The organism is Priestia sp. SIMBA_032, from assembly GCF_046535215.1.
GTDB lineage: Bacteria > Bacillota > Bacilli > Bacillales > Bacillaceae_H > Priestia > Priestia aryabhattai.
Genome location: NZ_JAWRXD010001734.1, coordinates 1 through 228, shown reverse-complemented (window position 1 = coordinate 228; position 228 = coordinate 1). Strand labels below are relative to the sequence as shown.

Below are 228 nucleotides of genomic sequence, written 5' to 3'. Positions count from 1 at the left end.
AGCGCGGTATGGCCTCAGGGTATGCCGGTATCGACAACCCGCTGTTCACCGCACCGGGCACCTCGATGCTCTTCGGGGACGCCAAAAAGTCCGTCGGGCTGGTCATCGAGGAACTCAAAGCGCTGTAATCCTTCACAGTCGCAGTTCCGGCGTTGTCCGCTGATCAACGCCCGCCACCGAGGCCAATGTCAGCCCACGAGCTGTCGACACCCTCAGTGCCGCTATGAG

1 protein-coding gene is annotated in these 228 nt (G+C 61.8%); it reads left to right on the top strand.

The window, feature by feature from the left end:
* Positions 1-8: 8 nt before the first annotated feature.
* Complete coding sequence (locus tag SB717_RS40140; protein ID WP_410908973.1) at positions 9-128, top strand: NAD(P)(+) transhydrogenase (Re/Si-specific) subunit beta; 120 nt, start codon at positions 9-11, stop codon at positions 126-128.
* The last annotated feature ends 100 nt before the right edge of the window (positions 129-228 follow it).

Bases quoted from the DNA above. Each gene is read 5' to 3' on its own strand.
- SB717_RS40140 (WP_410908973.1), top strand. From the start codon at position 9: ATGGCCTCAGGGTATGCCGGTATCGACAACCCGCTGTTCACCGCACCG.